General features: G+C 72.4%; 21 protein-coding genes and 1 rRNA gene. 18 read left to right on the forward strand and 4 right to left on the reverse strand.

Translation table 11 applies throughout. The features are described 5' to 3' along the window. The first annotated feature begins 33 nt into the window (after positions 1 to 33). The 3 genes from rrf (at position 34) to ACIF9R_RS00015 (ending at position 2,269) form a co-directional block, all read left to right on the forward strand. Positions 34 to 150 (forward strand): 5S ribosomal RNA (gene rrf / locus ACIF9R_RS00005). 260 nt (positions 151 to 410) lie between these two features. Further along, the gene (locus ACIF9R_RS00010) at positions 411 to 1,598 is read left to right on the forward strand and encodes a hypothetical protein (RefSeq protein WP_399972983.1); all 1,188 of its coding nucleotides are present in this window, start codon (positions 411 to 413) and stop codon (positions 1,596 to 1,598) included. Beyond that, entirely contained in the window at positions 1,490 to 2,269 is a 780-nt protein-coding gene (locus ACIF9R_RS00015) for a tetratricopeptide repeat protein (protein WP_399972986.1), read from the forward strand. The genes ACIF9R_RS00010 and ACIF9R_RS00015 overlap by 109 nt, the downstream gene beginning before the upstream one ends. Positions 2,270 to 2,350: 81 nt before the next feature. On the opposite strand, the gene ACIF9R_RS00020 is transcribed toward ACIF9R_RS00015, so the two are convergent. Next, complete coding sequence (locus tag ACIF9R_RS00020; RefSeq protein ID WP_399972011.1) at positions 2,351 to 3,649, reverse strand: DUF1015 domain-containing protein; 1,299 nt, start codon at positions 3,647 to 3,649, stop codon at positions 2,351 to 2,353. 73 nt (positions 3,650 to 3,722) lie between these two features. Between ACIF9R_RS00020 and ACIF9R_RS00025 the strand changes: the two genes are divergently transcribed. The 4 genes from ACIF9R_RS00025 to ACIF9R_RS00040 all read left to right on the forward strand — a co-directional run bounded on the left by ACIF9R_RS00025 (position 3,723) and on the right by ACIF9R_RS00040 (position 7,777). Next, the gene (locus tag ACIF9R_RS00025; RefSeq protein WP_399972014.1) at positions 3,723 to 4,751 is read left to right on the forward strand and encodes an HAD-IIA family hydrolase; all 1,029 of its coding nucleotides are present in this window, start codon (positions 3,723 to 3,725) and stop codon (positions 4,749 to 4,751) included. 70 nt (positions 4,752 to 4,821) lie between these two features. Then, positions 4,822 to 5,865, forward strand: coding sequence for a FecCD family ABC transporter permease (locus ACIF9R_RS00030; protein WP_399972017.1), 1,044 nt, complete (start codon positions 4,822 to 4,824; stop codon positions 5,863 to 5,865). Beyond that, positions 5,862 to 6,899 carry a FecCD family ABC transporter permease gene (locus tag ACIF9R_RS00035; RefSeq protein WP_399972020.1) on the forward strand — a complete coding sequence of 346 codons (1,038 nt, stop codon included), beginning with the start codon at positions 5,862 to 5,864 and terminating at the stop codon, positions 6,897 to 6,899. Before ACIF9R_RS00030 ends, ACIF9R_RS00035 begins: the two co-directional genes overlap by 4 nt. Further along, entirely contained in the window at positions 6,896 to 7,777 is an 882-nt protein-coding gene (locus ACIF9R_RS00040) for an ABC transporter ATP-binding protein (protein ID WP_399972023.1), read from the forward strand. The genes ACIF9R_RS00035 and ACIF9R_RS00040 overlap by 4 nt, the downstream gene beginning before the upstream one ends. Positions 7,778 to 7,833: 56 nt before the next feature. Here the strand turns inward: ACIF9R_RS00040 and ACIF9R_RS00045 are convergent, their stop codons facing one another. Further along, positions 7,834 to 8,181 (reverse strand): sterol-binding protein, encoded by a 348-nt coding sequence (locus tag ACIF9R_RS00045; RefSeq protein ID WP_399972025.1) that lies wholly within the window; start codon positions 8,179 to 8,181, stop codon positions 7,834 to 7,836. Positions 8,182 to 8,223: 42 nt separating this feature from the next. Here ACIF9R_RS00045 and ACIF9R_RS00050 point away from each other — a divergent pair, with 42 nt between their 5' ends. The 5 genes from ACIF9R_RS00050 (at position 8,224) to ACIF9R_RS00070 (ending at position 13,757) form a co-directional block, all read left to right on the forward strand. Further along, on the forward strand, positions 8,224 to 8,538 hold the full coding sequence (locus ACIF9R_RS00050; RefSeq protein ID WP_399972028.1) for a hypothetical protein: 315 nt from the start codon (positions 8,224 to 8,226) through the stop codon (positions 8,536 to 8,538). 54 nt (positions 8,539 to 8,592) lie between these two features. Next, positions 8,593 to 9,408 carry a TlyA family RNA methyltransferase gene (locus tag ACIF9R_RS00055; RefSeq protein WP_399972031.1) on the forward strand — a complete coding sequence of 272 codons (816 nt, stop codon included), beginning with the start codon at positions 8,593 to 8,595 and terminating at the stop codon, positions 9,406 to 9,408. Beyond that, positions 9,405 to 10,310: an NAD kinase gene (locus ACIF9R_RS00060; protein ID WP_399972034.1), complete on the forward strand. Its 906-nt coding sequence runs from the start codon at positions 9,405 to 9,407 to the stop codon at positions 10,308 to 10,310. The genes ACIF9R_RS00055 and ACIF9R_RS00060 overlap by 4 nt, the downstream gene beginning before the upstream one ends. A 188-nt stretch (positions 10,311 to 10,498) precedes the next feature. Beyond that, entirely contained in the window at positions 10,499 to 12,217 is a 1,719-nt protein-coding gene (gene recN / locus ACIF9R_RS00065) for a DNA repair protein RecN (RefSeq protein WP_399972988.1), read from the forward strand. Positions 12,218 to 12,635: 418 nt separating this feature from the next. Continuing rightward, positions 12,636 to 13,757 carry a glycosyltransferase family 4 protein gene (locus tag ACIF9R_RS00070; RefSeq protein WP_399972036.1) on the forward strand — a complete coding sequence of 374 codons (1,122 nt, stop codon included), beginning with the start codon at positions 12,636 to 12,638 and terminating at the stop codon, positions 13,755 to 13,757. 2 nt (positions 13,758 to 13,759) lie between these two features. Here ACIF9R_RS00070 and ACIF9R_RS00075 read toward each other — a convergent pair whose 3' ends face one another. After that, on the reverse strand, positions 13,760 to 15,388 hold the full coding sequence (locus ACIF9R_RS00075; RefSeq protein WP_399972038.1) for a PucR family transcriptional regulator: 1,629 nt from the start codon (positions 15,386 to 15,388) through the stop codon (positions 13,760 to 13,762). A 242-nt stretch (positions 15,389 to 15,630) separates the two neighbouring features. Beyond that, complete coding sequence (locus tag ACIF9R_RS00080) at positions 15,631 to 17,433, reverse strand: glycoside hydrolase family 15 protein (protein ID WP_399972990.1); 1,803 nt, start codon at positions 17,431 to 17,433, stop codon at positions 15,631 to 15,633. Between the two features lie 462 nt (positions 17,434 to 17,895). Here ACIF9R_RS00080 and ACIF9R_RS00085 point away from each other — a divergent pair, with 462 nt between their 5' ends. From ACIF9R_RS00085 to ACIF9R_RS00110, 6 genes are all read left to right on the forward strand, one after another. Then, complete coding sequence (locus ACIF9R_RS00085; RefSeq protein ID WP_399972992.1) at positions 17,896 to 19,563, forward strand: CTP synthase; 1,668 nt, start codon at positions 17,896 to 17,898, stop codon at positions 19,561 to 19,563. Positions 19,564 to 19,674: 111 nt separating this feature from the next. Further along, the gene (locus tag ACIF9R_RS00090) at positions 19,675 to 20,301 is read left to right on the forward strand and encodes an NUDIX domain-containing protein (protein WP_399972040.1); all 627 of its coding nucleotides are present in this window, start codon (positions 19,675 to 19,677) and stop codon (positions 20,299 to 20,301) included. 276 nt (positions 20,302 to 20,577) lie between these two features. Continuing rightward, positions 20,578 to 22,635: a tetratricopeptide repeat protein gene (locus ACIF9R_RS00095; RefSeq protein WP_399972043.1), complete on the forward strand. Its 2,058-nt coding sequence runs from the start codon at positions 20,578 to 20,580 to the stop codon at positions 22,633 to 22,635. 136 nt (positions 22,636 to 22,771) lie between these two features. Beyond that, entirely contained in the window at positions 22,772 to 23,896 is a 1,125-nt protein-coding gene (ald, locus tag ACIF9R_RS00100) for an alanine dehydrogenase (RefSeq protein ID WP_399972046.1), read from the forward strand. Positions 23,897 to 24,444: 548 nt separating this feature from the next. Continuing rightward, positions 24,445 to 25,446, forward strand: a complete 1,002-nt coding sequence (locus tag ACIF9R_RS00105; RefSeq protein ID WP_399972049.1) for a ParA family protein — start codon at positions 24,445 to 24,447, stop codon at positions 25,444 to 25,446. Next, positions 25,431 to 25,982 carry a hypothetical protein gene (locus ACIF9R_RS00110; RefSeq protein ID WP_399972052.1) on the forward strand — a complete coding sequence of 184 codons (552 nt, stop codon included), beginning with the start codon at positions 25,431 to 25,433 and terminating at the stop codon, positions 25,980 to 25,982. The genes ACIF9R_RS00105 and ACIF9R_RS00110 overlap by 16 nt, the downstream gene beginning before the upstream one ends. Positions 25,983 to 26,365 lie beyond the last annotated feature (383 nt).

Genomic DNA, 26,365 nt, shown 5'->3' on the forward strand with positions numbered 1-26,365 from the left:
CCACACATGGTGCGGTTGTCAGTTTCATAGTGTTTCGGTGGTCATAGCGTAGGGGAAACGCCCGGTTACATTCCGAACCCGGAAGCTAAGCCCTACAGCGCCGATGGTACTGCAGGGGGGACCCTGTGGGAGAGTAGGACGCCGCCGAACAATCTTTGGAAGGACCCTTGGTCCCAGCGTTCAGCTGGGGCCAAGGGTCCTTTTTTATTTATGCTTGTAATGCCGAAGACAGGAGTCACCGATGTCCACCAACTCTCCCGACGACCGACCGGAGCGCGACCAGCGGCGACGGGAGAGTGGTGACCGCTCCGACCGCGCTGACCGGGGCGGCCAGCGCGGCGGCCCGCGCCGAGGCAATGATCGTGACCGCGGCTTCCGGAGGGACGGCGACCGTCCTCCCCCCTACAACCGTGACGACCGTGACCGGGGTGGGGAACGCGGCGGCGACCGGGATCGTGGGTTCCGCCGTGACGACCGCGACGGTGGCCGGCCGGAGCGCGGTGGCTTCCGTGGCCGCGACGACAATCGCGGTGGCGAGCGTGGCGGTTATCGCGGCCGTGACGACCGCCGGGACGACCGTCGCGAGGGCGATCGTGAGCGTGGCGGGTTCCGTCGTGACGAGAGTCGTGGTGGTGACCGGGAGCGTGAGGGCTTCCGTCGGGATGACAGCCGTGGTGGTGACCGGGACCGTGGTGGATTCCGTCGTGACGACAGTCGTGGTGGCGAGCGCGGTGGATTCCGTGGCCGTGACGACAGCCGTGGCGGTGACCGGGACCGCGGCGGCTACCGCCGGGACGACAACCGCGGTGACCGGGGTGGCTTCCGGGCCCGCGACGACCGGGGCGACCGGGGTGACCGGGGTGGCTTCCGCCGGGACGACGACCGGGGCCATGGCCGCCGTGAGGACGACCGGGGTTACGGACGTCGCGACGACCGCCGGGACGACCGTCGCGAGGGCGATCGTGAGCGTAGCGGTTTTCGTCGGGATGACAGTCGTGGTGGTGACCGGGACCGTGGTGGATTCCGTCGGGACGACAACCGCGGTGGTGACCGGGAGCGCGGGGGCTTCCGTCGGGATGACAACCGCGGTGGTGACCGGGACCGTGGTGGATTCCGTCGTGACGACAGTCGTGGTGGCGAGCGCGGTGGATTCCGTGGCCGTGACGACAGCCGTGGCGGTGAGCGGGACCGTGGCGGCTACCGTCGCGAGGACAGCCGTACTGCCGACCGCACCGACAGCCGTGGCGAGCGTGGCGGCTTCCGGCGTGACGACCGGGATCAGCGGGGCGGGTTCCGCCGCGAGGACAGCCGTGGCGGTGAGCGTGGTGGATTCCGCGGCCGCGACGACCGGAGCCGCGGTCCCCGCCGGGACGACCGGGGCGACCGGGGCGCGCGGCCGGGCGGCTACCGTGGGCGGGACGACCGGCAGGGTGGCGGACGCTTCCGTGACGACCGGGACCGGGACCGGGACCGGGAGCCGATCAAGCGGCTGCCGATCCCCGAGGATGTCACGGGCGAGGAGATCGACAAGGACGTACGGCAGGAGCTGCAGAGCCTGCCCAAGACCCTCGCTGAGGATGTCGCCAAGAACCTCGTGATGGTCGCCCGGCTGATCGACGAGGACCCCGAGGGGGCGTACGGCTACTCCAGGGTGGCCCTGCGGCTGGCCTCGCGCGTCGCCGCCGTACGGGAGGCCGCCGGGTTCGCCGCGTACGCCAACCAGAAGTACTCCGAGGCGCTCGCCGAGTTCCGGGCCGCGCGGCGGATGACCGGGACCGTGGAGCTGTGGCCCCTCATGGCCGACTGCGAGCGTGGGCTCGGACGGCCGGAGAAGGCGCTGGACATGGCCGGGGCCCCCGAGGTGCAGAAGCTGGACAGGGCCGGCCAGGTCGAGATGCGGCTCGTCGCGGCCGGTGCCCGGCGGGACATGGGTCAGCTGGACGCGGCGATCGTGACGCTGCAGAGCTCCGAGCTGGCGTCCCACTCCGTCCAGCCGTGGACGGCGCGACTGCGGTACGCCTACGCGGACGCGCTGCTCGCGGCCGGCCGGAGCGGTGAGGCACGGGAGTGGTTCGCCAAGGCCCTGGAGGCCGACCGGGACGGCAGCACCGACGCCTCCGACCGGCTGGCCGAGCTGGACGGCGTGGAGTTCGTGGACGCCCTCGGCGAGGACGACGAGGCCGAGGACGTGGCTGAGGACAAGGCCGAGACCCCCGACGCCCCGGCCGCCCCCGTGGAGCAGGACGCACGGGACGACGACGAGGACTGACGTCCGCGGCACCGTGAACACACACGCGAAAGGGGCGGGCCTCGCTGAGAGGCCCGCCCCTTCGCCGTCGTCGGCGGTCGGTCAGAGATCGAGGGCCCGCAGCACCAGTCCCGAAGCCGGCTTCGGGCCGAACGACGTCGACTTGCGCGGCATCATGACGCCCTGACGGGCGAGGTCGCGGACGATGTCCTCGTGCACCGGGTGCATCAGCACGGCCGTTCCGCCGTCGCGTTCCGCCTTCTCGACCGTGGCCGCCGTGTCGTGGATGTACGCGATGTGGGCGGGCGAGTCGGGGATGCGCCAGACATGGTCGAGCAGCGTGGCGTGCAGGACCGTCGCGTCCAGGGTGCGCCAGGCCACCGGACGGTCGGCCGGGATCGTACGGGCCGTCAGCTCGGGATCCGGCCGGTCGACGAGATGGAAGGCGCCGTCCCCGGCGAGGAGGAAGGCGTTGCCTGCCGAAGCGGCGTCGGCCAGGGCGTCCATCGCGTCGGCGGTGGGTACGTCGAGGCGGCGGACGCGGAAGTGGCCGTCGAGCGCGGCCACGGCGTCCGCGACGGGGAGATGGTGCAGCAGGCGGTGGATGGCGCGGACGCGGAGGGGATAGCGGGCCGTGTCGACGAGGAGCACCAGACCGTGGTCCCAGGGGCTGGGGGAGGCGTGCTCCGCGCGGAGGCGGCGGTAGGTCGCCCAGCGGTGGTGGCCGTCGGCGATGAGGGTCTGGCGACCGGCGATCTCCTCCCGGACCGCGGTCAGGTCGGCGGGGTCGGTGACCGACCACAGGCGGTGGTGGACCCCGTCCTCCGTGGTGGTCGCCAGTAGGGGCGGCTGTTCCGCGGTCCGTTCGATCAGACCGGACGTGACGGTCGCCGAGCCGTCGCCGTCGTCGCCGCGGTAGGTGAGCAGCAGCGGTTCGAGGTTCGCGGACGTGGCCCGCATGAGGTCCGCGCGGTCGGCGACGATGTGCGCCATGACATCCTCGTGCGGCAGGACCAGCTGCTCGTCGGGGTCGGACACTCGGAGGGCACCGATGATGCCGCGCTGCACCAGGCCGTCACCGTCGCGCTGTTCGTAGACGTACAGGCCGGGTTCGGGGTCGGCGGTCAGGACGCCCTCGGAACGCCAGCGGCGGAGCGTCTCGGCGGCCTGGGCGTTGCGGGTCCCGGGTGTGGCGGCTTCGGGCAGGATCAGCCGGACGATGTTGTGGGGGTCGGCGGACTGGAGATGGTGCAGGCCGTCGGGGCGGACGACGACGTCGTACGGCGGGGATGTCACGGCGGCCAGGCTGCCGACCCGGTCGGGGTCGTAGCGGAGGCCTCGGAACGGGGTGAGTTCCAGGCCCCGGGGCGCCGTTGCCTTCGAGTGGCCTGCGGTGTTCATCCCGGCATCGTACGGGTGTCGGTGGCATGGGGGATGATCGGGGGGAAAGCCGTCGAACGAGGAGCGATGCGGAATGAGCCGGAGCGTCAGGACGAGGCCCCAGGGCAGTGGGCAGGCCCTGCACGAGGCGTACGACACGGCGCTGCTCGACCTCGACGGTGTGGTGTACGCGGGCGGGAACGCGATCGACCACGCGGTCGCGTCGCTCGCCACGGCCCGGGCCGGCGGCATGCACCTCGCCTATGTGACCAACAACGCTTTGCGTACCCCGGACACCGTGGCGGCGCATCTGACCGAGTTGGGGATACCGGCGGAGGCCGGTGACGTCATCACTTCCGCGCAGGCGGTGGCGCGGCTGATCAGCGAGCAGGTGCCGCGGGGGTCCCGGGTGCTGGTGGTCGGCGGCGAGGGGCTGCGGGTGGCGCTGCGTGAACGCGGGCTGGAGCCGGTGGAGTCGGCGGACGACGACCCGGTGGCGGTCGTGCAGGGGTACGGAGGGCCCGAACTGTCATGGGGGCGGTTCGCGGAGGCGTCGTACGCCGTCGCGCGTGGGCTGCCCTGGTTCGCGTCCAACACCGACCTGACGATTCCCAGCGGACGGGGCCTTGCCCCGGGCAACGGCGCGGCGGTGGAGGTCGTACGGATCGCGACCGGCGCCGAGCCGCAGGTGGCGGGCAAGCCGCTGCCGCCGATGCACCGGGAGACGATCCTGCGGACGGGTGCCGAGCGGCCGCTGGTGGTGGGGGACCGGCTGGACACGGACATCGAGGGGGCGTTCAACGGCGGGGTGGACTCGCTGCTGGTGCTGACCGGAGTGACGGACGGCGCCCTGCTGCTCGCCGCGCCCCCGCAGCACCGGCCGACGTATGTCGACGCCGACCTGCGCGGGATGCTCACCGGGCAGCCGGAGGTCGTCGGGGCGGGTGACGGGTTCCGGTGCGGTGGCTGGACGGCGACGGCCGGGACCGCGGAGCTGGAGCTGGACGGGGACGGTGGCGCGTTGGACGGACTGCGGGCGCTGTGCGCGGCGGCGTGGACGGCCGCCGGCGGTGGTGTGTGCGAGCTGGACGGTGGGAAGGCGCTGGCCCGGCTGGGATGGTGAGACCCGTGCGTCGCCCGGGAGTCGGGGCGACGGATCATGATCCCATGGCAGGGTAGGCTAACCTAACTGCGTGTTGGTTGAGAGTCCCCCCGAAGAGCGCGCGGAGACCGCCCCCGTGCCCCCGAACCGCCGGGCGGTACGCCTCCTCGGGCTGCTCGTGTCCGTCGTGATCCTGGCGCTCGTCGTCCTGGCGAGCATCGCGGTCGGGGCGAAGGAGCTGTCCCTGGAGCAGGTGTGGCACGGCCTGTTCCAGGAGTCCGGTACCTACGGCGACGTCGTCGTGGCGGACAGGTTGTCAAGAACCGTCCTGGGCCTGCTCGCCGGTGCCGCGCTCGGTCTGGCCGGGGCGGTCCTCCAGGCGCTGACCCGCAACCCGCTGGCCGACCCCGGACTGCTCGGCATCAACGCGGGCGCGTCCGCGGCCGTGGTCACCGCCATCACCTTCTTCGGCGTCACCTCCTTGTCCGGATATGTGTGGTTCGCGTTCTTCGGTGCGGCATCCGTGGGCGCGCTCGTGTGGTTCCTCGGCGGCAGCCGGGGCGCCACCCCGGTGCGGCTCGTGCTCGCCGGTACGGCCATCAGCGCGGCCCTGTACGGCTATCTCCAGGCCATCATGATCCTGGACGAGGCGGCGCTGGGCCGGATGCGGTTCTGGACCGTGGGCTCGCTGGCCTCCGGGAGCGACGAGGCCATCGCCCAGGTGGCGCCGTTCCTGGTGATCGGCTCGCTGTTCACCCTGACGCTCGCCCGGCCGCTGAACGCCATGGCCATGGGCGACGACACCGCCAAGGCACTCGGCGCCGACCTCAACCGCACCCGCGCCCTGTCGATGCTGGCCGCGACCGTGCTGTGCGGGGCCGCGACCGCGGCCTGTGGGCCGATCATGTTCGTCGGCCTGATGGTGCCGCACGTCGTGCGTTCCTTCACCGGGCCGGACCTGCGCTGGATCCTGCCGTACGCGGCGATCCTGTCACCCGTGCTGCTGCTCGGCGCCGACGTCCTCGGCCGGATCGTGGCCCGTCCCGCCGAACTCCAGGTCGGCATCGTCACCGCGATCCTCGGCGGCCCGGTCTTCATCTTTCTCGTACGACGGCGGAGGACGGCCCAGCTGTGAAGACCAACCGCGCGGTGCGGACCCCCGGCGGCCTCTCGGTCCGGCTGGACGTGCGGGCCGCCACCGTCACCGTCCTGCTGCTGGCCGTGGCGCTCACCGCGAGCGTCGTCCTGATCGGCACCGGCGACTTCCCGATCCCCGCCGCCGATGTGATCAGGACCCTCGTAGGCGAGGGCGACGCCGGCCAGGAGTTCATCGTCAACGAACTGCGGCTGCCCCGGGTCCTGGTCGGACTGCTGGTCGGTGCCTCGCTCGGGCTCGGCGGTGCCGTCTTCCAGGCCGTTTCCCGCAACCCGCTGGGCAGCCCCGACATCCTCGGACTCGGACAGGGGGCGACGGCCGGTGCCCTCACCGTGATCGTGCTGTTCTCCGGCAGTGCCAACGAGGTCGCCCTCGGCGCGCTCGCCGGCGGACTGGCCACCGGGTTCGCCATCTACGTCCTCGCGTGGAAGCGGGGCGTGCACGGCTACCGGCTGGTCCTGGTCGGTATCGGCGTCTCCGCGATCGTCACGGCGGTCAACGGCTACCTGCTGACCAAGTCCGACATCGTCGACGCGGCCCGCGCGGTCGTCTGGATGACCGGATCCCTCGACGGCCGCGACTGGGACCAGGTCCGGCCGCTGCTCGCCCTGTGCGCCGTCCTCGTACCGCTGGTTCTCGTCAACTCCCGCGGGCTCCGGATGATGGAGATGGGCGACGACGTCGCGTACGCCCTCGGTGTGCGCGTGGAGCGCGTACGGCTGCTGCTGATGCTGTCGGCCGTGCTCCTCACCGCCTCCGCCACCGCCGCCGCCGGACCGGTCGCCTTCGTCGCGCTCACCGCGCCGCAGCTCGCCCGGCGGCTGACCCGCTCGCCCGGCCCGAACCTGGTGGCGTCGCTGTGCATGGGGGCCGCCCTCCTGGTCGGCGCCGACTGGATCTCGCAGCGGGCGTTCGGCACCGATCAGTTGCCCGTGGGCGTGGTCACCGGCGTGCTCGGCGGTGTCTATCTGCTGTGGCTGCTGGTCACCGAGCGCAGGGCGGGACGGATATGAGCAGCGACGGCACCCACCGCAGCGGGCCGAACCACCGAAGGAGCACCGTGAACCGACTGTCCGCCGAGAACGTCACCCTGGCCTACGACCAGCGGGTCATCGCCGAGCAGCTGTCGGTGGAGATACCGGACAACTCCTTCACCGTGATCGTCGGTCCCAACGCCTGCGGCAAGTCGACCCTGCTGCGGGCCCTGTCCCGGATGCTCAGGCCCAGCGAGGGCCGGGTCCTGCTCGACGGGCAGGTCATCCAGTCGATGCCCGCCAAGAAGGTCGCCCGGACCCTCGGCCTGCTGCCCCAGTCGTCGATCGCCCCCGACGGCATCACGGTCGGCGACCTGGTGGGCCGCGGCCGCTACCCGCACCAGGGCCTGCTGCGCCAGTGGTCCGCCGAGGACGAGCGCGTCGTCCAGGAGTCCATGGCCCGCACCGGCATCGCCGAGCTGGCCGAGCGCTACGTCGACGAGCTCTCCGGCGGTCAGCGCCAGCGCGTGTGGATCGCCATGGCGCTCGCCCAGCAGACACCGCTGCTGCTGCTGGACGAGCCGACCACCTACCTGGACATCCAGCACCAGATCGACGTACTCGACCTCTGCGCGGACCTGCACGAGGAACACGGGCGCACCCTCGTCGCCGTGCTGCACGACCTCAACCACGCCGCGCGGTACGCCACCCATCTCATCGCCCTGCGCGAGGGGAAGGTCATCGCCCAGGGGGCGCCGGGGGACGTCGTCACCGCCGGACTGGTGGAGGAGGTCTTCGGCCTGCGCTGTCAGGTCATCGACGACCCCGAGACGGGCACCCCGCTGGTGGTGCCGGCGGCCCGCACGGCACGGACGAAGGACACGGCGGGCAAGGTGGGCGCCGCGAAGGCTTCCTGAGCGGTGCGGAGGCTTCCCGAACCGCTGTGTCGCGGAGGCTTCCCGAACCCGCTGTGTCACAGAAGTTTCCGGAGGTGGAACAGGTCGCGCAGCCCCGCCTCCAGTCGTACCCGGCCCGACCCCCAGGCCTTGGCGAAGTGCATTTCACCGTCGACCAGGGCCACCAGATCGTCGCCCGTCATCGCGAGCCGGATCTGCGCCCTCTCACGCGGCGGGCCGGGAAACGTGTCGTGCACCTCGATCCGGCCGCCGTCGAGCCGGCCGGCGAAGGTCACGTCCAGGTCGGTGATGTGGCAGCTGACCGCGCGGTCCCTCGCCGCGGCCGCGCGGACGTTCCCCTCGGCGCCCCGCATGCTGTCCGAAAGCTTGTCGAGTGCGGCACGGCACTCCTCGATCGTGGCCATCTCGGACGACGGTACCCCAGCCGTTCGCGATAGCGTCGGGGCATGAACGACGCAGTACCCGAGGTGGTGGACGCGGAGCCGGGCGCCGTGGAGCCGGAGCAGGCCGGGTTGCCGCCGCAGCCGCCCGACGACGGCCCCGCCGGCCCCGCGCCCCTGGACGTGCCGCGCACCCCCACCGGACACCCCGAGGTGGATGCCCACGTGGAGCGGCTGGCCGATGCCGACCACCTCACCACCGACGGCCATGTCGAGGTGTACGAGGATGTGCACCGAGGGCTGCGCGACGCGCTCACCGCGCTCGACGCCCGCCCGGGACCTCCGGGTCCCGCCCGGCACCCGGCCACCACCCCTCATTGAGGCCCTTCGGGCCACCGATTCATACGGCACACGCACACAGGAGCTGAACCGAACGTGGCAGGAGTCGTACGCCGCCGTCTCGACGCGGAGCTGGTCCGCCGTAAGCTGGCGCGCTCGCGCGAGCACGCCAGCCAGCTGATCGCCGCCGGGCGGGTCAGCGTCGGCAGGACGGTCGCGACCAAGCCCGCCACGCAGGTGGAGACCGCCGCCGCGATCGTCGTCGCCGAGGACACCGGTGACCCCGACTACGTCTCGCGCGGCGGTCACAAGCTGGCCGGTGCCTTCGAGGCCTTCGTGCCGCGCGGGCTGGTCGTCGAGGGGCGGCGCGCCCTCGACGCCGGCGCCTCCACCGGAGGTTTCACCGACGTACTGCTGCGCGCGGGGGCCGCACACGTGGTCGCCGTGGACGTCGGATACGGACAACTTGCCTGGTCTCTGCGCAACGATGAACGCGTCACCGTCAAGGACCGTACGAACGTGCGGGAGTTGACGCTCGAGGTCATCGATGGGGAGCCTGTGGATCTTGTCGTGGGGGATCTGTCCTTCATTCCGCTCGGACTGGTGCTGCCCGCCCTGAAGCGGTGCGTGAAGCCGGACGCCGACCTGGTGATGATGGTGAAACCGCAGTTCGAGGTGGGCAAGGAGCGGCTGGGCAGCGGCGGCGTCGTCCGCAGCCCGCAGCTGCGTGCCGAGGCCGTGCGGGGGGTGGCCGGCCGCGCCCGGGAGCTGGGACTGGGGGTGAAGGGCGTGACGGCGAGTCCGCTGCCCGGACCCTCCGGGAATGTCGAATACTTTCTGTGGCTGAGGGCCGGGGCTCCGGAACTGGACCCGGCCGATGTGGACCGTGCTGTGGCGGAGGGGCCGCGTTGACACCGAACCGAGCTCGTACTGTTTTCCTGCTGGCCCACACCGGGCGGACCGCGGCCATCCGCAGCGCCGAGCTCGTGGTCAGGGGCCTGCTGCGCTCCGGTCTGGGGGTGCGGGTCCTGGAGGACGAGGCCCGCGACCTGCCACTGCCGGACGACGTGGAGACCGTCAAGGAGGCCACCCCGCAGTGCCTGGACGACTGCGAGCTGCTGATCGTGCTGGGCGGCGACGGCACCCTGCTGCGCGGCGCCGAGTTCGCCCGGGCTTCGGGGGTGCCCATGCTGGGCGTCAACCTGGGGCGGGTCGGGTTCCTCGCCGAGGCCGAGCGGGACGACCTCGACAAGGTTGTCGACCGGGTGGTGAACCGGGCGTACGAGGTCGAGGAACGGATGACCGTCGACGTCGTGGTGCACCGCAACGGCGACATCGTCCACACCGACTGGGCGCTGAACGAGGCGGCCGTGCAGAAGGTCTCCGCCGAGCGGATGCTGGAGGTCGTCCTGGAGATCGACGGGCGGCCGGTCACCGGGTTCGGGTGTGACGGGATCGTCTGCGCGACCCCGACGGGGTCCACCGCGTACGCGTTCTCCGCGGGCGGGCCCGTGGTGTGGCCGGAGGTCGAGGCGCTGCTGATGGTGCCGATCAGCGCGCACGCGCTGTTCGCCAAGCCGCTGGTGACCTCGCCGGACTCGGTGCTGGCGGTGGAGATGCTGCCGCATGTCCCTCCGGGCGTGCTGTGGTGCGACGGGCGGCGGACGGTCGAGCTGCCGGTCGGCGCGCGGGTGGAGGTGCGCAGGGGGGCCGTGCCGGTGCGGTTGGCCCGGCTGCACCACGCCTCGTTCACCGACCGCTTGGTCGCGAAGTTCGCGCTGCCCGTGTCCGGGTGGCGGGGTGCGCCGCATTAGCGGACTCGGCGGAGTGGTTCCGGTGCATCGGCGGCCGCCGGCCGTTCGTGGCTGTTCGCGCCCACGCGGCGGAGCGGCGTATCGACCCGGCCCGCGCCCCCGGCCGGCTCCACTCCCCTCGGTGACACAGGTGGGGCGGTCGCACTCTTCGGCTCGGACCTCGTAAGGTCTAGTTCGTGTTGGAGGAGATGCGGATACGGTCGCTCGGTGTCATCGACGACGCTGTGGTCGAGCTGTCGCCCGGCTTCACCGCCGTCACCGGTGAGACGGGTGCGGGCAAGACCATGGTGGTCACCAGCCTGGGCCTGCTGCTGGGCGGACGCGCGGATGCGGCCCTGGTGCGGATCGGCGCGCGCAGCGCGGTCGTCGAGGGACGGATCGCCGTGCCCGAGGGCGCCGCGGCCGTCGCACGGGCCGAGGAGGCCGGGGCCGAGCTGGACGACGGGACCCTGCTGGTCAGCCGTACGGTGTCCGCCGAGGGGCGCTCACGTGCGCACCTGGGCGGGCGGAGCGTCCCCGTGGGACTGCTCGCGGAGCTCGCGGACGACCTCGTGGCCGTGCACGGGCAGACCGACCAGCAAGGGCTGCTGAAACTGTCCCGGCAGCGGCAGGCGCTCGACCGGTACGCCGGGTCCGCGGTCGCCGTGCCGCTCGGCAAGTACGGCGAGGCGTACAAGCGCCTGCGGGCGGTCGTCACGGAACTGGAGCGGATCACCACGCGCGCGCGTGAGCGGGCCCAGGAGGCGGACCTGCTGCGCTTCGGGCTCGATGAGATCGCCGCCGTGGAGCCGCGGGCCGGTGAGGACGTGGAGCTGGCGGAGGAGGCCGGGCGGCTCGGGCACGCCGAGGCGCTGGCGTCCGCCGCGGCGGCCGCGCACTCCGCGCTGGCGGGCGATCCGGAGGATCCCGAGAGCGTGGACGCCGGGACGCTGGTCGCGGGTGCCCAGCGCGCCCTGGAGGCGGTGCGGGCGCACGATCCGGCGCTGGCCGCGCTGACCGACCGCATCGGCGAGATCGGCATCCTGCTGCGCGACGTCGCCGGGGAGCTCGCCGGGTACGCCGACGACCTGGACGCCGATCCGTTGCGGCTGGCGGCGGTCGAGGAGCGAAGGGCCGCGCTCACCGGGCTGATCCGGAAGTACGGGGAGGACGTCTCCGCCGTGCTGGCGTGGGCCGAGCAGAGCGCCGCGCGGCTGACCGAACTGGACGGCGACGACGAGCGGATCGCGGAGCTCACCGCCGAGCGTGACGCGCTGCGCGGTGAACTGGGCGTGCTGGCGCAGGAGCTGACGGACGCGCGAACGGAGGCGGCGGAGCGGTTCGCGGCGGCCGTGACCGCGGAACTGGCCTCGCTCGCGATGCCGCACGCGCGTGTGTCGTTCGACATCCGGCAGACCGAGGACCCGGAAGGTGTCGAGGTCGGCGGACGCACGGTCGCCTACGGGCCATCGGGTGCGGACGAGGTCGAGCTGCTGCTGGCCCCCCACCCGGGGGCGCCGCCCCGGCCCGTCGCGAAGGGGGCGTCCGGCGGTGAACTGTCGCGCGTGATGCTGGCCGTCGAGGTGGTGTTCGCGGGGACGGACCCGGTGCCCACGTATCTCTTCGACGAGGTCGACGCCGGTGTGGGTGGCAAGGCGGCGGTGGAGATCGGGCGGCGGCTCGCCCGGCTGGCCAGGACGGCGCAGGTGGTGGTCGTCACGCACCTGCCGCAGGTGGCCGCGTTCGCCGACCGGCAGCTGCTGGTGGAGAAGACCCACGACGGGTCGGTCACCCGCTCCGGGGTGAAGGTGCTCGAAGGCGAGGACCGCATCCGGGAGCTGTCCCGCATGCTGGCCGGTCAGGAGGATTCCGAAACGGCCCGCGCGCACGCGGAGGAACTGCTGGCCACCGCACGGGCGGACGGGTAGCCGCCGGCCCGGGCCGCGAGCCGCGGCCCGGGAAGGCACGCCCGGACGACGCGGCGACGCCCGCCCCCCTTTCCGGGTGGGCGTCCTCGGACGGCCGGCGGGACCGGCCGGTGCGACGGTTGCCGGCCGGCGCGTGGCGTCCGCGGTCCGGGCCCCGGCGGCCCGGTGACGGTGTGTGAGGACGGTGCAAGGGGGGCGGTCCGCTCACGGCCCGGGAACCGACAGCGCGTCCATCACTCGTACGGGTGATCCAGTGGCATGGAGGGTTTCGGGTCCCTGCCTCGGTGGTTCCCGGGACCGGTGTGCGCCCTGGCATGCTTGACCGAGTACGCGTAGGAAACCGCGCGGTACACCCCCTCCGCGCGATCCTTCTGTACGTTCGTCGTGACCGCCCGACCCGAACCAGGAGCCCGGCCACGTGACCCCCGTGAGCAGCCCGTCGTCGATGCGCACCGTGCAGGTGCTGGGCGGTGGCAACGCCGCCAGCGGCGCCCATGTGCGCTCGCTGGCCGCGGGGCTCGTTGCCAGGGGCGTGCGGGTCACGGTGTGCGCCCCCGTCGAGGCGAATCACACCTACGACTTCACCGGCGTGGGCGCCGAGCATGTGCACGTGCCGCGCAGCAGCGACCCGGGATCGGTGGCCGCGCTGCGAGCCGCCTGCACGGGTGCCGACCTGGTGCACGCGCACGGGCTGCACGCCTCGTTCCGTACGGCGCTCGCGCTCGGCGGACGGCCCACGCCGCTGGTCGTCACCTGGCACGACCGGGCGCACGCCGACGGTCCGCGCGCCCACTTCCTGCGCCTGCTGGAGCGGCGGGTCGCCAAGGCGGCCACCGTGGTGCTCGGCACGACCTCCGTGCTCGTCGACCGGGCGCGCCGCACGGGAGCCAGGGACGCGCGGCTGGCCGCCGTCTCCCTCCCGGGTCCCCGCACGTCCACCCCGCCGGACGACCCCGATGGCCTGCGGCCCAAGGTCCGGGCCGAACTCGGCGCCATCGGACGCCCCTTGCTCATCGCCGTCGGCCCACTGGAGCGGCGCCGGGGCCACGACATCCTGCTGGACGCCACCCACGCGTGGCGGCGGCTCGACCCCGTGCCGCTGGTGGTGCTCGTGGGGGAGGGGCCGCTGCGCGGGGAGCTTCAGCGCAGGATCGAGGACGAGGAGCTGCCGGTCCGGCTCGTCGGACGGCGCGAGGACATCGCCGATCTGCTCGCCGCCGCCGACATCGCGCTGCTGCCGAGCCGGTGGGAGGCGCGCTCCCCGCTCGCCCAGGAGGCCCTCCACGCGCGCGTGCCGCTGGTCGCGACCCGCGTGGGCGGCATCCCCGAACTCGTCGGCGACGCCGCCGAACTCGTCCCGTACGGGAACGCGCGGGCGCTCGCCGACGCCGTCGTACGGCTGCTCGGTGATCCCGAGCGCCAGGACGTGCTCAGGGAGCGTGGCGTGCGGCAGGCGGCCACCTGGCCGACCGAGGACGAGACGGTCGCCCAGGTGCTCAGCGTGTACGACGAGTTGACGCAGCCCCGGCCGCTGATCTGACCTCAGGGCACGTGCCGCCGGGCCCGCAGGGCGAGGCTCAACGCCAGCACCGTCTGCGGGTCGTCGAGGTCGGCACCCAGCAACTCCCCGATGCGGGCGAGCCTGTTGTAGAGCGTCTGCCGGTTCAGATGGAGTTCACGGGCCGTCTCCGCCTTGCGCCCGGCATGGGCCAGGTAGGTCTCCAGGGTGGGCAGCAGCGGCGGTCTTGAGCGCCCGTCGTGGTCCAGTACCGGGCCGATCGCGCGGTCCACGAAGGCCGCCAGGTCCGGGTGGTCCCGCAGCCGCCACAGCAGCAGGTCGATGTCCAGCCGCCGGGCGTCGTACCAGAGGCGGCCGGGCAGTCCCTGCGCCGCGGTCGCCGTCTCCGCCGCGTGCCGCAGCCCCGTCGCGGCCGCCGCCCAGCCGCCGGCCGGACCGACCACCACGACAGGCGGCCCGCTCCCGGGCCGCAGCATCCCCGCGCGCTCCACCCCGGCCCGCAGCGCGGCCGCCACCCGGTCGGCGACCGCGGGCCGGTCCGCCTCCGCCCGCAGCCCGAGCAGCAGCGGCACCCGGCCCTCCACCGGCCGCACACCGAGCAGGACCGGCACCCCCAGCGCCGCCAGTTCCTCGCCCACCGCGCGGGCCAGCACCGCCCAGCCGCCCCCCTGCGGGGACAGGGCGTCGCCGAGCCGCATCACCACCGGCAGCAGCGGTCCCGCACCCGGCTTGAAGCCCAGCACGCGCGCCTGCGCGGGCGCGTCCTGAGCGGTGATCCGTCCCTCGGCGAGGTCGCCGAGGAAGTCCCCGCGGCCACGCGCCGCCAGTTCCTCCTCCTGACGGGCCTGCATCAGCACCACGGCGAGGATGCCCGCCGCCCGCTCGGCCGCCATCCGGTGCACCGGTTCCGGCGTGCTGCGCACCGGCAGCAGCACCAGCCGCGCCCGTACGCCGCCGCTGCCCGGGCCGCCGCCGGGCACGTCCACGAGCACCGAACCGGCCGGCGGGTCGTCCCGGTGCCGGTCACGCAGCCCTTCCCAGACCTGGAGCGGGTCCGCGCCCTCGGGGCCCTCACCGGCCGCGTACAGCAGCTGTCCGTCGGTCGTCTCCAGGAACACCGGATTGCCGGTGAACCCCGCGAGGATCTCCAGGACCTGGGGGACCCCGCCGCCGCCGAGCAACGCCTCGGTGCAGCGGCGGTGCACCTCCTCGGCGCGCTGCAGCAGCGCGTAGTGCCCGTTGACGATCTCGGTGTGGATCTCCTCGGTGACCGTCACGAACGGCACCTCGCGGTGCAGCTGGACCAGGGGGAGCCCGGCGGCCCGGGCCGCGTCGACGAAGGCGGCGGGGAGCCGGGTGAAGCGCGGGCCGAGCTCCACCACGAGCGCCGCGATGTCCCGCTCGGCGAGGGTGCGCACGAAGGCCCGCTGGTCGGCCGGGCGGGTGCCGAGGCCGTACCCGGTGGTCAGCAGGAGTTCGCCGCCCTTGAGGAGCGAGGCGATGTGGGGCACCTCGCCCGCGTGCACCCAGCGCACCGTGCGCTGCAGCCGGTCGGCGCCGGCGAGAACCTCCGGGAGGCCGCTGCGCAGACCCGGGAGGTCCAGGGCGCGCTGCACGGTGATGCCCGTGGGTAGGGGTCCGCTGGTGTTCATGCAGCGGACGGTACCCGGGGGTGGGGGCGGGGCGTCACCGCGCTGGTGCTTTCGAGGGCGCCCGACGAGGGCGGAGGGCGCGGGCAGGCACCGGCCGGGCGCGGCGGCGCCGGCCCGCGCCCGTCCGTGCCGGCCCGCGCCCGTCCGTGCCGGCCCGCGCCCGTCCGTGCCGGCCCGCGTCCATCCGCGCCGCCCGCGGCACGCCTGCCCCCGGCTGTGTCACTGCGGGCAGGCAGGTCCGCTCAGCCCCCGTACGCTCCGCTCGCCGTCAGCCGTAGTGCCGTGTCGATGAGGGGGACGTGGCTGAAGGCCTGGGGGAAGTTGCCGACCTGGCGCTGGAGGCGCGGATCCCACTCCTCCGCCAGCAGGCCGAGGTCGTTGCGCAGGGCGAGCAGCCTCTCGAACAGCCTCCTCGCCTCGTCCACCCGGCCGATCATCGCCAGGTCGTCGGCCATCCAGAACGAGCAGGCGAGGAACGCGCCCTCGTCGCCCGGCAGGCCGTCGACGCCCTCGTCCTGTCCTTCCGTCGGGTAGCGCAGGATGAAGCCGTCGGAGGTGGACAGCTCGCGCTGGATCGCCTCGATGGTGCCGATCACCCGCTTGTCGTCCGGTGGCAGGAAGCCCATCTGCGGGATCAGCAGCAGCGAGGCGTCCAGTTCCTTGGAGCCGTAGGACTGGGTGAAGGTGTTTCGTTCCTTGTCGTAGCCCTTCTCGCACACGTCCCGGTGGATGTCGTCCCGCAGTTGCTTCCACCGCTCCAGCGGGCCCTCGGCGTCGCCGGACTCGATGAGCTTGATGGTGCGGTCGACGGCGACCCAGGCCATCACCTTGGAGTGCACGAAGTGGCGGCGTGGGCCGCGCACCTCCCAGATGCCCTCGTCCGGCTCCGTCCAGTGCTTCTCCAGGTACTTGATCAGTTTCAGCTGGAGCAGCGAGGCGTAGTCGTTGCGGGCCAGCCCTGTCATGTGCGCCAGATGCAGGGCCTCGGTGACCTCGCCGTACACATCCAGCTGGAGCTGGTGCGCCGCGCCGTTGCCCACCCGGACCGGAGCGGAGCCCTCGTAGCCGGGTAGCCAGTCCAGCTCCGCCTCGCCGAGCTCACGCTCACCGGCGATGCCGTACATGATCTGCAGGTTCTCCGGGTCGCCCGCCACCGCGCGCAGCAGCCACTCGCGCCAGGCACGGGCCTCCTCGCGGTAGCCGGTGCGCAGCAGCGAGGACAGGGTGATCGCCGCGTCCCGCAGCCAGGTGTAGCGGTAGTCCCAGTTGCGGACGCCCCCGATGTCCTCCGGCAGGGAGGTGGTGGGGGCGGCGACGATGCCGCCGGTCGGAGCGTACGTCAGCGCCTTCAGCGTGATCAGGGAACGGATCACGGCCTCGCGGTAGGGGCCGTGGTACGTACAGTGCTCGACCCACTCGCGCCAGAAGTCCTCCGTCGCCTCCAGTGACTGCTCCGGCTCCGGAAGGGGCGGCGGCTGCTTGTGCGACGGCTCCCACGAGATGGTGAAGGCGATCCGCTCGCCCGGCTTCACGGTGAAGTCGGAGTAGGTCGTCAGCGCCTCGCCGTAGGTCTCGGCGGAGGTGTCGAACCACACAGAGTCCGGGCCCGCGACGGCGACCGTGCGCCCCTCGTGCCGGTGCACCCACGGGACGATCCTGCCGTACGAGAAACGCATCCGGAGCGCCGAGCGCATGGTCACCCGGCCGGAGACGCCCTCCACGATCCGGATCAGCTGCGGGGCGCCGTCGCGCGGGGGCATGAAGTCCGTCACCCGGACCGTGCCGCGCCGCGTCTCCCACTCCGATTCCAGGATCAGCGAATCGCCGCGGTAGCCGCGCCGGGTCGCGCTCGGCGGTTCGGCGTCGTCGGCGTGCGCGGGGCCCAGCCGCCAGAAGCCGTGATCCTCGGTGCCCAGCAGGCCGGCGAAGATGGCGTGCGAGTCGAAGCGGGGCAGGCACAGCCAGTCGACTGTGCCGTCCCGGCAGACCAGCGCCGCTGTCTGCATGTCTCCGATGAGTGCGTAGTCCTCGATGCGCCCGGCCACGTGCATCTCCAGTCGAACGGCCACGTCACCCCACAAGGGGGCTGTCGCTAGTGCGGTCAGGGGTTTGTTGTCATACGTCGTCGAGCTGTGCAGCACAGCAGTCGCTCGGCCGCTGGGCAAAGCGGCAACTGTTGCTCAACGAACTGACGAGCTCACGTTGTTCCGGAACTGACGGGCGGGGGTGGTGCCGTTCGGCCGGCCTGGCTCGGCAGCGAGTGTCCGAGCAGGATACGACGCACGTAGATGATCTGTGTGCCGCTCGGGACAACGCGACTGCTCCGAACGAGTGACCAACGGGTGAGGGTCCGGTGGGCGGTGCGTACCCTGTGCCCGTGCGTGCGCGGAGCGTGGCCGTGAGCCATCGCCGCGCGGCGCTGATACGCTGGTAGCCCGTGGACCGGTGGGCGAGAAACCCCGGAACCGCACCCCACAGACCGCGACCACGGGAGCCCCGTCTTGGCCATGCCGCCCGCTGCTTTTCGAAACAGCACCGCTTCGACGACCAAGCACATCTTCGTCACCGGGGGTGTCGCCTCCTCCCTCGGCAAGGGGCTGACCGCCTCCAGCCTCGGCATGCTGCTCAAGGCCCGTGGTCTGCGCGTGGTGATGCAGAAGCTGGACCCGTACCTCAACGTCGACCCGGGCACGATGAACCCCTTCCAGCACGGTGAGGTGTTCGTCACCAACGACGGCGCCGAAACCGATCTGGACATCGGGCACTACGAGCGCTTCCTCGACCGTGACCTGGACGGCTCCGCCAATGTCACCACGGGCCAGGTCTACTCCACGGTGATCGCCAAGGAGCGGCGCGGGGAGTACCTGGGCGACACCGTGCAGGTCATCCCCCACATCACCAACGAGATCAAGCACCGGATCCGCCGGATGGCGACCGACGAGGTCGACGTGGTGATCACGGAGGTCGGCGGCACGGTCGGCGACATCGAGTCGCTGCCGTTCCTGGAGACCGTCCGCCAGGTGCGGCACGAGGTCGGCCGCGACAACGTGTTCGTGGTCCATATCTCTCTCCTGCCCTACATCGGCCCCTCGGGTGAGCTCAAGACGAAGCCCACCCAGCACTCGGTCGCGGCACTGCGCAACATCGGTATCCAGCCGGACGCGATCGTGCTGCGCTGCGACCGCGAGGTGCCGACCGCGATCAAGCGCAAGATCTCGCTGATGTGCGACGTCGACGAGGCGGCCGTGGTCGCCTGCCCCGACGCCCGCTCCATCTACGACATCCCGAAGACCGTGCACGGCGAGGGCCTGGACGCCTACGTGGTGCGCAAGCTGGACCTGCCCTTCCGGGACGTGGACTGGACGACCTGGGACGACCTGCTCGACCGGGTCCACAACCCCGACCACGAGATCACCCTCGCCCTGGTCGGCAAGTACATCGACCTGCCCGACGCCTATCTCTCGGTCACCGAGGCGCTGCGCGCGGGCGGCTTCGCCAACAAGGCCCGGGTGAAGATCAAGTGGGTCACCTCGGACGACTGCAAGACCCCGGCCGACGCCCAGGCACAGCTCGGTGACGTCGACGGCATCTGCATCCCGGGCGGCTTCGGCGACCGCGGTGTGCTCGGCAAGGTCGGCGCGATCAAGTACGCCCGCGAGAACCGGATCCCGCTGCTGGGCCTCTGCCTCGGTCTGCAGTGCGTGGTGATCGAGGCCGCGCGGCATCTCGCGGACATCTCCGACGCCAACTCCACCGAGTTCGACCCGGCCACGTCCCACCCGGTCATCTCCACCATGGCCGAGCAGCTGGACATCGTCGCCGGTGAGGGCGACATGGGCGGCACCATGCGGCTCGGCATGTACCCGGCCAAGCTGGCCGAGGGCTCGATCGTGCGCGAGGTGTACGACGGCAAGGAGTACGTCGAGGAGCGCCACCGGCACCGCTACGAGGTGAACAACGCCTACCGCGCGGAGCTGGAGAAGAAGGCGGGCATCGTCTTCTCCGGCACCTCCCCGGACGGCAAGCTCGTCGAGTACCTGGAGTACCCGCGCGAGGTCCACCCGTATCTGGTCGCCACCCAGGCGCACCCGGAGCTGCGCTCGCGTCCGACGCGTCCGCACCCGCTCTTCGCGGGCCTGGTGAAGGCCTCGGTCGAGCGGAAGATCTCGAAGTAACACACCCGGTTGTACGGTTGCCGGGGTGCGAACCTTCAAAAGGTGCGCACCCCGGCCGCTTTTTTTCACGCGGGGCACGCGCACGAGAGCTGTACACCGGGAAGGACAGGCATGACGATCAAGGACACCCCGGAAGAGTGGGAGATCCGCGGGACCGGGACCCCGTTCACGGGCAAGAAGACCGCGGTCCGCACGGACGACGTGGTCATGCCCGGGGGCACCGTGGTCCGCCGCGACTACCAGGTCCACCCCGGGTCCGTGGCCGTCCTCGCCCTCGACGACGCCGACCGGGTCCTGGTGCTGCGCCAGTACCGGCACCCGGTGCGCCAGAAGCTGTGGGAGATCCCGGCCGGTCTGCTCGACGTCGTCGGCGAGAATCCGCTGCACGCCGCCCAGCGCGAGCTGTACGAGGAGGCGCACGTCAAGGCGGAGGACTGGCGGGTGCTGACCGACGTCTACACCACGCCCGGCGGCTGCGACGAGGCGGTACGGATCTTCCTGGCGCGCGGGCTGTCCGCGGCCGTGGGCGACCGTTTCGAGGTCGAGGACGAGGAGGCCGACATGGAGCTCGCCCGGGTTCCCCTCGACGAGCTGGTGCGCGGGGTGCTGGCCGGTGAGCTGCACAACAACTGCCTGGTGGTGGGCGTTCTCTCGCTCGTCGCCGCGCGGACCGGTGACGGACTGGACGCGCTGCGCCCGGCGCAGGCGCCGTGGCCGGCCCGGCCGTTCGAGGTCTGACGCGGGCGGGGATCCATGGTGTGCGGCCCGGCTCCGGCGGCCCCGCCGTAGCCGGTCGCGCCCACGCGGCGGAGCCGCTCTTCGGCACGGCTCCGTGCCCCTTTCACCGGTGCTGCCGAGCCATCGGTCCTACGATCTGTTGATCCGATCGGGGGGAGTCCTGCCCCCGTACCGCGCTCCTCACGGAACGTCGCAGAGCGTGAACTAGGCTCTGAAAAACGCCCGATCCGGAAGACCCGGCGGGCTTGCGCGTGCGGTGGGACGGGAGTGTGGCCCGTGACGGATCAGGCGGTGGACCCGGACGGTGTGCGGCTTCCCCGGGACGCTGCCCCGGAAGGTCGATTCCTGGGCCGCACGAGGGAGTTGAAGGAGCTGCGCGCCGACATCGAGCGCGCGGGACTGGACACGCTCTCCGGCCGCAAGGCACCCCGCGCGCGGGTGCTGCTCATCGCGGGCCGGCCCGGCTCCGGCCGGACGGCCCTCGCCGAGGAACTGGTGCGCCAGGTCGCCGGCGGTTACCCCGGCGGGTGCCTGCGCGCCCGGCTGAGCGAACCCGACGGCACGCGCGTGCCGGTCGGACGGACCGCGCGCGAGCTGCTCGACGCACTGGAGGCGCCCGCCCCGGCCGGAGCCCCCGAGGACGAGCTCACCGAAACGCTGCGCACCACCCTGGCCGGCCGCCGGGTGCTGCTCCTGCTGGACGACGCGGCCGACGCCGAGCAGGTCGACGCACTGCTCCCGGACAACCCGGAGTGCCTGGCCGTCACCGTCTCCTCGGGTCCGCTGACCGGCATCGCCGACGTCCGGCCCTGCACCCTCGGGGGCCTCGACACCAAGTCCTCGGTGGAACTGCTGTCCCGGCTGACCGGATCCGTCCGCATCACCGTCGACCCCCGGGCCGCCGAGCGGCTCGCCGAGCAGTGCCAGGGGCAGCCGGCCGCCCTGGTGCTGGCCGGCGGCTGGCTCGCCGCCCGGCCCAAGACCGCCGTCGCCGATCTCGCCAGACAACTGCACACGGACACCGGCCAGGGAACCGTCGTCGGCCGCGTGGTCCGGTTGGTGCACGACTCGCTGCCCCCGACCACGGCCCGGACCCTGCGGCTGCTCAGCCTCGCCCCGGGCGGCCTGGTCGACCCGCACACCGCCGCGGCGCTCGCCGGCTGCTCCGTGGAGGCCGTACGCGCCACTCTGGACGACTTCGCCGCCCACGGCCTGCTGCACTCCGTGGGCGCCGCCCAGCCGCAGTACCGGGTGCCCTGCTGTCTGCACCCCGTCCTGCACGATCTCGCGGCGCGGCACGAGAAGCCCGGTGAGCTCCAGCTGGCCCGCGCCCGCATGCTGGAGCGGACCGTACGGCTGCTCCAGTCGTGCAGGGTGATCACCGAGACCGACAGCGCCCGGGCGCGCGAGAAGCTCCTCGGCATGCCGCAGGCCCTGCGGTTCCCCAGCCCCCGGGCCGCCGCCGAGTGGCTGCGGCTGCGCCGGCCCATGCTGTTGGCCGCCGCCCGGCTGGCGGTCGCCGACGGAGAGCTGGACACCCTCGCCAGACGGCTGATGTCCCAGCTGGTCCGCGCCATGGCCGCCCACTTCGGCACCCAGGCCGCCGCGAGCGACCTGTACGACATCCACGGCCTCGTCCTGGACGTCGCCGAGCGCCGCACGCTGCCCCGGGAGCGGGCGGCGGCCCTGCTGAACCTCGGCGACCTCGACGCCCACACCGGCCGGACCGCGGACGCCCTGACGCGCTACCGGGCCGCGCTCGACGCCGGACGCGAGGCGAACGACCCGTACGCGACCGGCCGCGCGATGGAATCCGTAGGCGGCGCGCACCTGGAGCTCGGCGACTTCGACCGGGCCGCCGACTGGTTCGGCCGGGCCCTGACCGAACGGCTCGCCCGGGGCGAGCGCGCGGAGGCCGCCCGGCTCTACGGCCGGATCGGCGCCGCCCACACCTACGCCGGACGCTACGGCGAGGCACTGCGCAACTGGCGCGCGGCCGTCGCGGGGCACCGGAAGTGCGGCGACGTGGCCGCCCAGGCGCGGGCCCTGAGCGAACTGGCCCGGGTGCAGGAGTACGCGGGCCGGCTCGACGCATCGCTGCGCACCTGCCAGGAGGCCGTGGAGTGGGCGCGCCGGGCCGAGGACACCCGTCTGCAGGCCGCGCTGCACCTGCGGCTCGCCGACTCCTTCGAGCACCTCGGCGACCCCGCGGCCGCCGCGCTGCACCGGGGCACGGCCGAGCGGATGCTGGCCGAGGACGCCCCGGAGGACGACTCCGAGGCGGAACACGGAGCTAACGCCTACGAAATCCGCAGCGCATCCGCTGAAGATTGATGCAAAGGAAGGCTGGACAGCGGGAACACCTTCATTAAACTGGCTTTGCCGCGCCATCCTCTGCGGTCTCTCCCGGTGTGCCCGTGTGTGCCCGGGTATGTGTAGTGATACCCCCGTATCCTCTGAGCCAAGGACCGTGATCCACGTGAAGGTCGGCATCCCCCGCGAGGTCAAGAACAACGAGTTCCGGGTGGCCATCACCCCCGCCGGCGTGCACGAGCTCGTGCGCCATGGTCACCAGGTCGTCATCGAGCGCGGCGCCGGCGTCGGCTCCTCGGTCCCGGACGGCGAGTACATCGCCGCCGGCGGGCAGATCCTGGACACCGCCGACGAGGTCTGGGCCGCCGCCGACCTGCTGCTGAAGGTCAAGGAACCGGTCGCGGAGGAGTACCACCGCCTGCGCAAGGACCAGACCCTCTTCACCTACCTGCACCTGGCCGCGTCCAAGGAGTGCACGGACGCCCTGCTGGAGTCCGGTACCACCGCGATCGCCTACGAGACCGTCGAGCTGCCCAGCCGCGGGCTGCCGCTGCTCGCGCCGATGTCCGAGGTCGCGGGCCGGCTCTCCACCCAGGTCGGCGCCTACCACCTGATGCGCGCCCACGGGGGCCGCGGGGTCCTTCCCGGCGGTGTCCCCGGCGTGCTGGCCGGCCGGGCCGTCGTCATCGGGGCCGGCGTCTCCGGCTGGAACGCCGCGCAGATCGCCATCGGCATGGGCTTCCACGTGACCCTGCTCGACAAGGACATCAACAAGCTGAAGGAGGCCGACAAGGTCTTCGGCACGAAGATCCAGACCGTCGTCTCCAACGCCTTCGAGCTGGAGAAGGCATGCCTGGAGGCCGACCTGGTGATCGGCGCGGTGCTGGTCCCGGGCGCCAAGGCGCCGAAGCTGGTCACCAACGAGCTGGTGTCGCGGATGAAGGCTGGAAGTGTTCTTGTCGACATCGCGATCGACCAGGGCGGCTGCTTCGAGGACTCCCACCCGACCACGCACGCCGAGCCGACCTTCAAGGTCCACGAGTCGGTGTTCTACTGCGTCGCCAACATGCCCGGCGCGGTGCCCAACACCTCCACCTACGCGCTGACCAACGCCACGCTGCCGTACATCGTCGAACTCGCCGACCGGGGCTGGGTGGAGGCGCTGCGGCGCGACCCCGCACTCGCCAAGGGCCTCAACACGCATGACGGCAAGGTCGTTTACCAGGGGGTCGCCCAGGCCCACGGCCTCGCGCACGTCGAACTCGCCGAACTGCTGGGCTGAGCCGCCAGGGACGGTAAGTCGACCAAGTCACCACCCGGTAAAGGCGACACGTCAACTTGGGTCGTCAACGCCACACGCCCGGCCGGACCTTGCCGTACGAGGTCCGGCCGGATGTGTGTATGGTCACTTCCTGATTCCTGTACAACTCGCCTCGAACGTAACCCTTCTACCGATTCGCGCACCCGTGAATCCTGCCGTGCGACGGCCGTACGCCCTTGACAGAGGGATGTTTCATCGCCGACTCGTCGGGTCGGGTCCGGCGGATTGTGTTGCTGCGGACGGCCGACACGCCATAGAGTCGCCAATCGTCGGCATGGTGCCACGCTGACCTGTCTAGAAGTTTCCTGGTCACCAAGGAGGTAAGACGACTTGTGAATGAGTCGACATTTACTCCCGGGGGTGGTCAACCAGGAATGCCTGCGCCGGACCAGGAGCCCGCGGGATTCGCTGCTGTCGGCTCCGTAGCTGTGCGCACCTTCGCAGCCCACCGGAGTCACCGGGCTCCAGGGGCGACTCACCCAGCACACCAGAGCATGGATGGCCATCACGTGAACGCCATGGCCGGCGACGGAAGTGGCGCGCCCCACAACCATCTCGCCGACTACGACGAACTGCCCGAGGGGCACTTCTACGACCCCGACGCCGAGTACGAGCCCGATCCCGAGTACGCGGCCACGCTCGCGCCCGACGCGGCGCGCCAGCGGCGTGAGCGCGTCGGTCCGACCGGGCGCCCGCTGCCCTACTTCCCGATCCCGGGTCCGCTGACCGATCACGGCCCCGCGAAGATCATCGCGATGTGCAACCAGAAGGGCGGCGTGGGCAAGACCACGTCGACCATCAACCTGGGTGCCGCGCTCGCGGAGTACGGACGCCGGGTGCTGCTCGTCGACTTCGACCCACAGGGCGCGCTGTCGGTCGGACTCGGTGTCAACCCGATGGAACTCGACCTCACCGTCTACAACCTGCTCATGGAGCGGGGCATGGCGGCCGACGAGGTGCTGCTGAAGACCGCGGTCCCGAACATGGACCTGCTGCCCAGCAACATCGACCTGTCGGCGGCCGAGGTGCAGCTGGTGAGCGAGGTCGCGCGCGAGTCCACGCTGCAGCGGGCGCTGAAGCCGCTGATGGACGACTACGACTTCATCGTGATCGACTGCCAGCCCTCGCTCGGCCTGCTGACGGTCAACGCGCTGACCGCGGCGCACAAGGTGATCGTGCCGCTGGAGTGCGAGTTCTTCGCGCTGCGGGGTGTGGCGCTGCTGACCGAGACCATCGAGAAGGTCCAGGAGCGGCTCAACCCCGACCTGGAGCTCGACGGGATCCTCGCCACCATGTACGACTCGCGCACGGTGCACAGCCGTGAGGTGCTCGCGCGGGTGGTCGAGGCGTTCGACGACCACGTCTACCACACGGTCATCGGGCGTACGGTCCGCTTCCCGGAGACCACGGTCGCCGGTGAGCCGATCACCACGTACGCGTCCAACTCCGTCGGTGCCGCCGCCTACCGCCAGCTCGCCAGGGAGGTGCTCGCCCGGTGTCACGCCGAGTGAGTCTGCCGGGGGCCGACGAACTCTTCCGTACCACAGGGGGGATGGCGCTCCAGGCGTCCTCACCTCGGCGCGCCAACGGCGAGGCCCGTGTTCCCGCTCCCGCGGGGGAGGGCGACACGGCGGCCGCGCAGGAGGACGCGCCGCAGTCCGTGCCCGTACGGGGCGGCGACGGTGAGGGCGCGGAGCATGTCGCGGCGGACGCGGACCCGGCCGAGGCCGGTGAGTCCCGCAGCCGCGGCGCGACGGGTTCCTCCGGGCGGCGTCAACAGGCGCAGGAGGGAGCGGCCCCGCGTAAACGGGGAAGAGCCGCGGCCCGGCGGCCCAGCGGCCGGGAGCGGCACGACGAGAAGATCACCGTGTATGTGTCCGCCGAGGAGCTGATGGACCTCGAGCACGCGCGTCTCGTCCTGCGCGGTGAGCACGGCCTCGCCGTCGACCGCGGCCGCATCGTCCGTGAGGCGGTCGCCGTGGTCCTCGCCGACCTGGAGAGCCGCGGGGACGCCAGCATCCTCGTACGACGTCTCCGCGGGCGGTAGCGGTAGCCTGCGGAGGCCATGACCTCGAACGACGCACCCGCCTCCGGCGACCGGCCGCCCCGCCGCCGCACCCTGGGCCGGGGCCCGGAGACGGCCCCGCCCCCGCCGGCCGCGGCCCCTCCGGCGCCGCCGTCGCCGGAGAGGGCCGCCGGGCCGGAGGATCCGGGCCAGGCCGGTGTGGTCGATGCCGGGGCTTCTTCGGTGGGCGTGCCGATGTCGCCACCGGTGGGGGAGTCCGGTGCCGATGCGCCGGTGGTGCCGTCGTCGGACGACGCCGGGCCGGGGGATCCGGGGCCGGTCGGGATGGCCGGTGCCGGGGTTTCTTCGGTGGGCGTGCCGATGTCGCCGCCGGTGGGGGAGTCTGGTGCCGATACGCCGGGGGC

It is taken from the genome of Streptomyces sp. NPDC086080 (assembly GCF_044540255.1).
Classification (GTDB): Bacteria; Actinomycetota; Actinomycetes; order Streptomycetales; family Streptomycetaceae; genus Streptomyces.

Bases quoted from the DNA above. Each gene is read 5' to 3' on its own strand.
- ACIF9R_RS00020 (WP_399972011.1), bottom strand. From the start codon at position 3,649: ATGAACACCGCAGGCCACTCGAAGGCAACGGCGCCCCGGGGCCTGGAA.
- ACIF9R_RS00025 (WP_399972014.1), top strand. From the start codon at position 3,723: ATGAGCCGGAGCGTCAGGACGAGGCCCCAGGGCAGTGGGCAGGCCCTG.
- ACIF9R_RS00040 (WP_399972023.1), top strand. From the start codon at position 6,896: ATGAGCAGCGACGGCACCCACCGCAGCGGGCCGAACCACCGAAGGAGC.
- ACIF9R_RS00045 (WP_399972025.1), bottom strand. From the start codon at position 8,181: ATGGCCACGATCGAGGAGTGCCGTGCCGCACTCGACAAGCTTTCGGAC.
- ACIF9R_RS00050 (WP_399972028.1), top strand. From the start codon at position 8,224: ATGAACGACGCAGTACCCGAGGTGGTGGACGCGGAGCCGGGCGCCGTG.
- recN (WP_399972988.1), top strand. From the start codon at position 10,499: ATGCGGATACGGTCGCTCGGTGTCATCGACGACGCTGTGGTCGAGCTG.
- ACIF9R_RS00075 (WP_399972038.1), bottom strand. From the start codon at position 15,388: ATGAACACCAGCGGACCCCTACCCACGGGCATCACCGTGCAGCGCGCC.
- ACIF9R_RS00085 (WP_399972992.1), top strand. From the start codon at position 17,896: ATGCCGCCCGCTGCTTTTCGAAACAGCACCGCTTCGACGACCAAGCAC.
- ACIF9R_RS00090 (WP_399972040.1), top strand. From the start codon at position 19,675: ATGACGATCAAGGACACCCCGGAAGAGTGGGAGATCCGCGGGACCGGG.